The sequence below is a fragment of the Streptomyces nanshensis genome (genome assembly GCF_001751255.1).
Lineage (GTDB): Bacteria > Actinomycetota > Actinomycetes > Streptomycetales > Streptomycetaceae > Streptomyces > Streptomyces nanshensis_A.
The window spans coordinates 1-8,180 of the sequence record NZ_LJGW01000702.1; the positions used below are offsets into that span (position 1 = coordinate 1).

7 protein-coding genes are annotated in these 8,180 nt (G+C 72.8%); 4 read left to right on the plus strand and 3 right to left on the minus strand.

Annotated features, from left to right (window positions below; translation table 11 throughout):
* Positions 1–18: 18 nt before the first annotated feature.
* Complete coding sequence (locus AN218_RS32250; protein WP_070020570.1) at positions 19–972, minus strand: LysR family transcriptional regulator; 954 nt, start codon at positions 970–972, stop codon at positions 19–21.
* A 105-nt stretch (positions 973–1,077) separates the two neighbouring features.
* Here AN218_RS32250 and AN218_RS32255 point away from each other — a divergent pair, with 105 nt between their 5' ends.
* Both AN218_RS32255 and AN218_RS32260 read left to right on the plus strand, forming a co-directional pair.
* A complete protein-coding gene (locus AN218_RS32255) occupies positions 1,078–2,049 on the plus strand; it encodes an aldo/keto reductase (RefSeq protein WP_070020571.1) in 972 nt (323 codons plus the stop codon).
* Positions 2,050–2,288: 239 nt separating this feature from the next.
* A complete protein-coding gene (locus AN218_RS32260; protein ID WP_107421632.1) occupies positions 2,289–3,254 on the plus strand; it encodes an aldo/keto reductase in 966 nt (321 codons plus the stop codon).
* A 132-nt stretch (positions 3,255–3,386) separates the two neighbouring features.
* Here AN218_RS32260 and AN218_RS32265 read toward each other — a convergent pair whose 3' ends face one another.
* Positions 3,387–4,172: an aldo/keto reductase gene (locus tag AN218_RS32265; protein ID WP_171908875.1), complete on the minus strand. Its 786-nt coding sequence runs from the start codon at positions 4,170–4,172 to the stop codon at positions 3,387–3,389.
* A gap of 38 nt (positions 4,173–4,210) precedes the next feature.
* The gene (locus AN218_RS32270; RefSeq protein ID WP_079132832.1) at positions 4,211–5,173 is read right to left on the minus strand and encodes a DUF817 domain-containing protein; all 963 of its coding nucleotides are present in this window, start codon (positions 5,171–5,173) and stop codon (positions 4,211–4,213) included.
* A 243-nt stretch (positions 5,174–5,416) separates the two neighbouring features.
* On the opposite strand from AN218_RS32270, the gene AN218_RS32275 reads away from it, so the two are divergent.
* The gene (locus AN218_RS32275; RefSeq protein ID WP_070020574.1) at positions 5,417–6,064 is read left to right on the plus strand and encodes a TetR/AcrR family transcriptional regulator; all 648 of its coding nucleotides are present in this window, start codon (positions 5,417–5,419) and stop codon (positions 6,062–6,064) included.
* A 146-nt stretch (positions 6,065–6,210) separates the two neighbouring features.
* On the plus strand, positions 6,211–8,100 hold the full coding sequence (locus tag AN218_RS32280) for an AMP-binding protein (protein WP_070020575.1): 1,890 nt from the start codon (positions 6,211–6,213) through the stop codon (positions 8,098–8,100).
* Positions 8,101–8,180 lie beyond the last annotated feature (80 nt).

Genomic DNA, 8,180 nt, shown 5'->3' on the forward strand with positions numbered 1-8,180 from the left:
CGGCGCCGCGGTGTGCCGTCACCGGGCCCGACGGCCCGTGGCGGTGCCCGCCCCGTCCGCCTCAACCGCCTCAGTCGCCTCGTCCCCGTCGCGCGGCAGCTCCAGCAGCGAGCAGAGCTTCCGCGCGGCGGGGCTCGCGGCGTCCCCGGACGGGCGGGCGACGGAGACCTCCCACACCGGACGCGGCCCGTGCGTCAGGGTCACGGCGGCGAGTCCGGCCGCCTCCGGCTTGCGGGCGAAGTGCCGTGGGACGACGGCCACTCCGAGGCCCTGCTCGACGAGTTCGAGGAGGCTGTGCACGTCGTTGACCTCCAGCGCGACCTGCCGTTCGACACCGGCGGCGGCGAACGCCCGGTCCGTGAGCTCCCGTACGCCCCAGTCGGGCTGGAAGCCCACCAGCGGCTCGCCCTTCAGCTCCGACCACCGCGTCCGCTCGCCGGCGGCGAGCGCGTGCCCGGGATGGCAGAGCAGGACGAGCGGCTCCCCGGTGAGCCGGGTGAGACGTACGCCCTGCGGCGGCGGCCCGCACAGGGCGACGAAGGCCAGGTCGAGCCTGCCCGCGCCGACGTCCTCGGCCAGCAGCCGCGAACCGGCCTGCCGCAGCCGGATCTCCACCTGCGGGTGCTCGGCACGGAATCCGGCCAGCAGCTCGGGCACGTGCACCCCGGCGATGCACTGCTCGGTACCCACGGACAGGGTGCCGCGCAGCAGTCCCTGCGCGGCGGCGACCGCCTCCTTGGCGGCGCGCACGCTCGCCAGCGTCCGCGTCGCCTCGGCGAGCAGCGCCCTGCCGGGGCCGGTCAACTCGACGCTGCGGGTGGTGCGGACGAAGAGCCGGGCGCCCAGTTCACGTTCCAGGGCGCGCACCGAGGCCGAGAGCCCCGACTGCGAGACGAGCAGCCGCTCGGCGGCGCGGGTGAAGTGCCGCTCCTCGGCGACGGCGACGAAGTATTCGAGGTGCCGTAGTTCCACGATTGAGAAGGCTAGCTGCTGGATCCGTTCGCTTTCTTCTATTGGACGCCTGGCTCGGGGCGGGTGAGGGTGGAGTGGTCCACCGCCCGCGAGGAGGAGGGAACCATGCGGACCACCACACTCGGAGCCACCGGCCTCCAGGTCTCCCGTGTCGCCTACGGCACCTGGCAACTGGGCGGCGACTGGGGCGCGTTCGACGAGGAGGCGGCGACGGCCGCCGTCCGCCGGGCCCGTGAGCTGGGCGTCAATTTCTTCGACACCGCACAGGCGTACGGCTTCGGCGCCTCGGAACGGCTGCTGGGCAAGGCGCTGCGCCAGGACCTCGTCCGCGACCGCGACAGCGTGGTGATCGCCACGAAGGGCGGGGTGCGTCCCGCGGAGCGCGGCGGCGGACGGGACGCCTCGGCGGCATTCCTGCGCGAGGGCGTCGAGCAGAGCCTGCGGGCGCTGGACGTGGAGCACATCGACCTCTACCAGGTGCACTGGCCCGACCCGCGGACACCGGCCGCGGAGACGGCCGGTGCGCTCCAGGAGATGGTCGACGAGGGCAAGGTGCGGCACGTCGGCGTCTCGAACTACGACGCGGAGCAGATGGCGGAGTTCGCCGCCGTACGCCCGGTGGAGACGCTCCAGCCGCCCTACCACCTCTTCCGGCGCGGCATCGAGGAGTCGGTCCTGCCCTACGCCCGTGCGCACTGCATCGGCGTCCTCGCCTACAGCCCGCTCGCCAGCGGACTGCTCACCGGGCGCTTCGACGAGAACACCCGCTTCGCGGCGGACGACTGGCGCAGCAGGGCCACCGCCTTCACCGGTGAGGCGCTGCGCCGCAATCTCGCCGTCGTCCGCAGGCTCTCGGACCTCGCGCGGGCGCGCGGTATCGGTGTGAGCCAGCTCGCCATCGCCTGGGTCCTCGCGCGCGCGGACGTGGCGCTGGTGGGGGCGCGCAGCAGCGGCAACATCGAGGCGAGCGCCGCCGCCGCGGACGTCGATCTGAGCGAGGCCGACCTCGCCGAGATCGAGGAGATCGCCTCCGACGGCGTCCCGATCGAGGGCGCGAGCCCGGAGGGTGTCGCCTGACGGCCCCCTCCCGCCCCCTTCCTTTCCCGTCCCCCTCCCGTCCCATCTCCCTTCCGTACCGCGGCAGTTGAGGACCGCCGGCTCCGATCGGCGGTGCCGTCTCCGCGGTTCCGTCCGTACGTCCCACCGGTCCGTCCCGTCCGTACGTCCCGTCAGTCCGTAGACCCGCGGCCCCGCAGGACCGCGACATCCGAGGAGAGACCCCCGTGTACCAAGCCGACGCCGGCCGCTACGAGACGATGCCCTACCGCCGTACGGGCCGCAGCGGTCTCCGCCTGCCCGCGATATCGCTGGGGCTGTGGCACAACTTCGGCACCGACCGGGCGCTGGAGACCCAACAGGCCATCGTCCGCCGGGCGTTCGACCTGGGCGTCACCCACTTCGACCTGGCGAACAACTACGGTCCGCCGCCCGGCGCCGCCGAGACCGCCTTCGGCCGCATCGTCCGTCAGGATCTGCGGCCCTACCGCGACGAGTTCCTCGTCTCCACCAAGGCGGGGCACCTCATGTGGCCCGGCCCGTACGGGGAATGGGGCTCCCGCAAGAGCCTGCTCGCCTCCCTCGACCAGAGCCTGACCCGCCTGGGCCTCGACCACGTCGACATCTTCTACTCCCACCGGCCCGACCCGGACACACCGCTGGAAGAGACGATGGGGGCGCTGCACACCGCCGTGCAGCAGGGCAAGGCGCTCTACGCCGGGATCTCCAACTACTCGCCGGAGCAGACCCGCCGGGCCGCCGCGATCCTGCGGGAGCTGGGCACGCCGCTGCTCATCCACCAGCCCCGCTACTCCATGCTCGACCGGCAGCCCGAAGGGGGCCTGCTGGAGACGCTGTCGGAGATCGGCGCGGGCTCGATCGTGTACTCGCCGCTCGCGCAGGGCATGCTCTCCAGCCGCTATCTGGACGGCGTGCCCGAGGGGTCGCGGGCCGCGAGTGCGAGTCCGTTCCTCAGCAGCGAGCAGATCACGGGGCAGACGGTGGCCATGCTGCGCGGTCTGAACGACGTAGCGCGGGAGCGCGGGCAGTCGCTGGCGCAGATGGCGCTGGCGTGGGTGCTGCGCGACAGCGTCACCTCGGCGCTCGTCGGGGCCAGCAGCCCCGAACAGCTCGCCGACAGCGTCGCCGCGAGCGGGCGCCTGGGCTTCGACGAGGCCGAACTGACGCGCATCGAGGAGCTGTTGGCGCAGCATCCCTCGCTCTGAGCGGAGAGCGCGGCCGACGGCCCACCCGGACCGTACGGCTGCGGGGCGGGCGGCGCGGCAGAGGGAAACCCGCCGCGCCACCCGCCCCATACGCCCGATACGCCCGTACGCCCAACCGCCGTACGTCCGGGCTCAGTTGAGGGTGTCGGGGTGCGGACCGACGCGGGTGCCCGTCTCCAGCTCCGCCAGGGCGGCCATGTCGCCGTCGTCCAGTTCGAACCCGGTGACGCCGAGGTTCTCCCGGATGCGGGACGGCGTCACCGACTTGGGGATGACGACGTTCCCGAGCTGGAGGTGCCAGCGCAGCACGACCTGCGCCGGGGTCCTGCCGTGCTTCTGCGCGATCGACGTCACGGACGCCTCCTCCAGAACGCCGTTGCCGCGGCCCAGCGGCGACCACGCCTCGGTGACGATCCCCAGCTCCGCGTCCGTCTCGCGCAACTCCCGCTGCGGAAGCCGCGGATGGAGCTCGATCTGATTGACGGCGGGGACGGTGCCGGTCTCCTCGGTCAGCCGCCGCAGATGCTCCGGCTGGAAGTTGGAGACGCCGACGGCCCGCGCCCGCCCCTCGGAGAGGATCCGCTCCAGCGCCCGCCAGGTCTCGACGTACAGATCGCGCGCGGGCAGCGGCCAGTGGATGAGGTAGAGGTCGACGTACTCCAGGCCCAGCTTCGCCAGTGAGGTGTCGAAGGCGCGCAGCGCGGTGTCGTACCCGTGGTCGGTGTTCCAGAGCTTCGTGGTCACGAACAGCTCGTCGCGCGGGATGCCGGAGGCGGCGACGGCACGTCCGGTGCCCTCCTCGTTGCGGTAGAGGGCGGCGGTGTCGATGCTGCGGTAGCCGGCCTCCAGCGCGGCGGTGACGACCTCCTGGGTCTCCTCCTCCGGCACCTTGTAGACGCCGAAGCCCAGTTGCGGCATGCGGATTCCGTTGTTGAGGGTGACTTCCGGGATTGTGCTCACGCGGCGTCCTCGGTTCCTCGGTCTCGTACGTCCTCGGTCTCGGCCCCCGGGAGCGCCCCGGCCGCCTCGCGCGGCGGCGGGTGCCCGCCGGACGGCGGCAGGGGCCGTGCGGCCACCGCTCCGGGGAGCCGTACGGCCGCCGCTCCAGGGAACCGCCTCTTCCGATTCCCCGTTTCCGGGGGTTCGTACGCGTCCTGATCGGTGCCCTTCCGCGACCACGCGGCCAGCACGAACGTGACGCTGATCAGCAGCGCCCATGCGCCGGCCTTCGCCGGGGAGACGGGCTGCCAGCCGTCGAGCTGGTCGGGGTAGCTCCAGGCGCCCGCGTACGTCGCGGCGTTCTCCGCGACCCACAGGAAGAAGCCGATGAGCGAGAACGTCAGGGCCAGCGGCATGCGGTAGCGCCCGTCGCCCACGGTGTAGTGCACCCAGGTGCCGGCGGTCGCGCACAGCAGCAGCGCGGCGAGCAGCCAGCGGGCGTCGGGCAGCCAGTGGTGGGTGAAGAAGTTGACGTACACGGCACACGAGAGGGCGGCCATGGCGCGCGGACGGTAGCCCGTGAGCCGGAGGCCGAGCAGGCTCCAGGCGCGGCAGACGTAGCTGCCGACGGCGGAGTAGAGGAACCCTCCGTACAGCGGAACGCCGGCGATCTTCGTGACGGCCGGCTCCGGATAACTCCAGGACCCCAGGCGGACCTTCACCAGCTCGAAGAGGAGCCCGATGACGTGGCAGGCGGCGATGACCGCCGTGTCCCGCGCGCTGTCCCAGCCCAGCCGCCGGGCCAGCACCGCCAGGGCGAGACCGTAGACGAGCACGATGTCGTAGCGGGCGACGGGGAGTTCGGGCAGCAGCCGGGAGGCGGCGATGCCGCCGAGCAGCGCCACGGCGAACGCACAGCAGCGCGCCTGGAGCCACCCGAAGACCAGCAGCCGGTGCGCCGCGCGCGGGATCTTCCTCATGTCCGTAGACGACGCGGCAGGCGGCGCGGCGGTTCACCCGGCCCCGGCGCCGGACCGCGGGGAGGAGGTGCACGGATACGAGCGTCAAGTGAGCTGTTCCGCCCAGACGGCCCCCCTTGAAAGCCGCACCCGGGGCCCTCGCCCCGAATGCGGCCCGCCTGGGCGGGACAGCGCGAGAACGACCGTTCTCACGAAGGAGCGTACAGTGGAGAACGATGGTTCTCAAGGGCTGAAGAGGCGCGAATGGATTCCGAAGTCGAGCCGGACACGCGGGTGTTGGACGCGGCGGACGCGCTCTTCTACGCACACGGCGTGCAGGCCGTCGGCATCGACCGGATACGGGACGCCGCCGGTGTCTCCCTCAAGCGCCTCTACCGGTGCTTCCCGTCCAAGGGCGACATCGTGGAGGCGTATCTGCGCCGCCGGGACGAGATCTCCCGCGCCGCCCTGGAGGAGCACATCGCGGGATACGCCACCCCGCGCGAGCAACTTCTCGGCATGTTCGAGTGGTTGCGCGCCTGGTTCCTCCAACCCGGCTTCCGCGGCTGTGCGTTCAACAACGCCTTCGGTGAACTCGGCGCAGGATCCGAGGCGGTGACCGAGGTCGTCCGGGGGCACAAGGCGGCGCTGCGGGCGCGCATCCTGAGCCTGGTGGAGGGCACGGGCGTCGCGGATCCCGAGCGGCTCGCGGCGCAGATCGTCGTGCTCTTCGACGGGGCGATCACGGTGGCCACCGTCACGGGGTCGCCCGACGCGGCGCTCCAGGCGCGGGACGCGGTGGCCGTCCTCCTCGAACACGGCGCCCCCGCCGGGGAGTCCGGCGGCACCGGCGAGCCCGGCGGCTCTCGGACGTCCGGCACGTCCGGGACCTCCGGCTCCCGCGACGACTGAGCGTCCGCGAGGCTGACCTCGCGCGCTGCGCGCCGTATCGTCGCCGTACCCGCCGGGCGGTCGAGCGGTCGAGCGGCGGCTCGGGCCCCGCCGGGGAAGTACGCACGAGCGGGCGGCCGGGCAGGACCGCCCGGAAGGAGGCGACGGTGGGCGAGTACGACGAGATCTTCCGTGCGAGCGTCGCGGACCCGGAGCGGTTCTGGCTGGAGGCGGCCAGCGCTCTGGAGTGGGAGCGGACACCCACGAAGGCGCTGGACGACGCACGGCCGCCGTTCTACCGCTGGTTCCCCGACGGGGAGTTGAACGTCTGCCGCAACGCGCTCGACCGCCATGTCGAGGCGGGCCACGGGCAGCGTCCCGCCCTGGTGTACGACTCCCCCGTCACCGGTGTGAAGGACGTCTACACCTACGAGCGGCTGCGCGACGAGGTCGCCGTCTTCGCGGGCGCGCTGCGGGACGCGGGCGTCTCGGCGGGCGACCGCGTCGTGATCTACATGCCGATGGTGCCGGAGGCGGCCGTCGCGATGCTGGCCTGCGCACGGCTGGGCGCGGTGCACTCGGTGGTCTTCGGCGGCTTCGCCGCGCGCGAGCTGGCGGTACGGATCGACGACGCACGGCCCACGGTCGTCGTCTCGGCGTCCTGCGGCATCGAGGGCACGCGCGTCATCGAGTACAAGCCGCTGCTGGACAAGGCGATCGAGCTGGCAGCGCACAAGCCCGCCCGCCGGATCGTCCTCCAACGTCCGCAGGCCGAGGCCGAGTTGGGCGCCGACGACGTGGACTGGGCGGCGGCCTGCGCCGCGGCCTCCCCCGCGGACCCGGTGCCGGTCGCCTCCACGGACCCGCTGTACGTCCTCTACACCTCCGGGACGACCGGGAAGCCCAAGGGCGTCGTACGCGACAGCGGCGGCTACGCCACCGCCCTGGCCTGGAGCATGACCAACGTCTACGACGTCGGCCCGGGGCAGACGCTCTTCACCGCCTCCGACGTCGGCTGGGTCGTCGGGCACTCCTACATCGTCTACGCGCCGCTGCTCGCGGGCGCGACGACGGTCCTGTACGAGGGCAAGCCCGTCGGCACCCCGGACGCGGGGCAGTTCTGGCGCGTGGCCGCCGAGTACGGCGTGCGCGCGATGTTCACCGCCCCCACGGCCTTCCGCGCGCTGAAGAAGGAGGACCCGGACGGCGAGTTCGCCCGCGCCTACGACCTGTCGGCGCTGAAGTACCTCTTCCTCGCCGGGGAGCGGCTCGACCCCGAAACCTACCGCTGGGCCTCGGAGTTGCTCGGTATCCCCGTCATCGACCACTGGTGGCAGACGGAGACCGGCTGGCCCATCGTCGCCAACCCCGCCGGGATCGAGCTGCTGCCCGTCAAGCCCGGGTCGCCGACGAAGCCGCTGCCCGGCTGGGACATCCAGGTCCTCGACGGCGACGGCCGGCAGGTGCCGCCGGGCACCGACGGCGCCATCGTGGCGCGGCTGCCGATGCCGCCCGGCGCGCTGCCGACGCTGTGGAACGACGACGAGCGGTTCGTGCAGTCGTACATGTCGGCCTTCGACGGCTACTACCTCACGGGCGACGGCGGCCATCTCGACGAGGACGGCTATCTGTTCGTCATGGGACGCACGGACGACGTCATCAACGTCGCCGGGCACCGCCTCTCCACGGGCGGGATGGAGGAGGTGCTCGCCGGGCATCCGGACGTCGCGGAGTGCGCCGTGATCGGGGTCTCCGACCAGCTCAAGGGCCAGGTGCCGCGCGGCTTCGTGGTGCTGAAGTCCGGTGTGGACGCGGACGCCGAGGGCTATGCGGAGCGGCTGCGCGCGGAGCTGGTGACGCTGGTACGGGACCAGGTCGGCGCGGTGGCCTCCCTCAAGGACGTCGCGGTCGTGGCCGCGCTGCCGAAGACGCGGTCCGGGAAGATCCTGCGCAAGTCCATGCGGAGCATCGCCGACGGGACGGACGAGCCCGTACCCAGCACGATCGACGACCCGGCGGTACTGGAAGCGCTGCGTCCGACGCTGCGGCGGCAGTAGCGGAACGGGACAGCACGAACGGGGAACGGGAACGGACGGCCCCGGCCCACCCGGCCCGCCCGGGGCGGACCCGGGCGGGC

What these genes read in the sequence shown, in the direction of transcription:
- AN218_RS32260 (WP_107421632.1), top strand. Translation starts at nt 2,289, where the DNA reads ATGCCCTACCGCCGTACGGGCCGCAGCGGTCTCCGCCTGCCCGCGATA.
- AN218_RS32255 (WP_070020571.1), top strand. Translation starts at nt 1,078, where the DNA reads ATGCGGACCACCACACTCGGAGCCACCGGCCTCCAGGTCTCCCGTGTC.
- AN218_RS32265 (WP_171908875.1), bottom strand. Translation starts at nt 4,172, where the DNA reads ATGCCGCAACTGGGCTTCGGCGTCTACAAGGTGCCGGAGGAGGAGACC.
- AN218_RS32270 (WP_079132832.1), bottom strand. Translation starts at nt 5,173, where the DNA reads ATGAGGAAGATCCCGCGCGCGGCGCACCGGCTGCTGGTCTTCGGGTGG.
- AN218_RS32275 (WP_070020574.1), top strand. Translation starts at nt 5,417, where the DNA reads ATGGATTCCGAAGTCGAGCCGGACACGCGGGTGTTGGACGCGGCGGAC.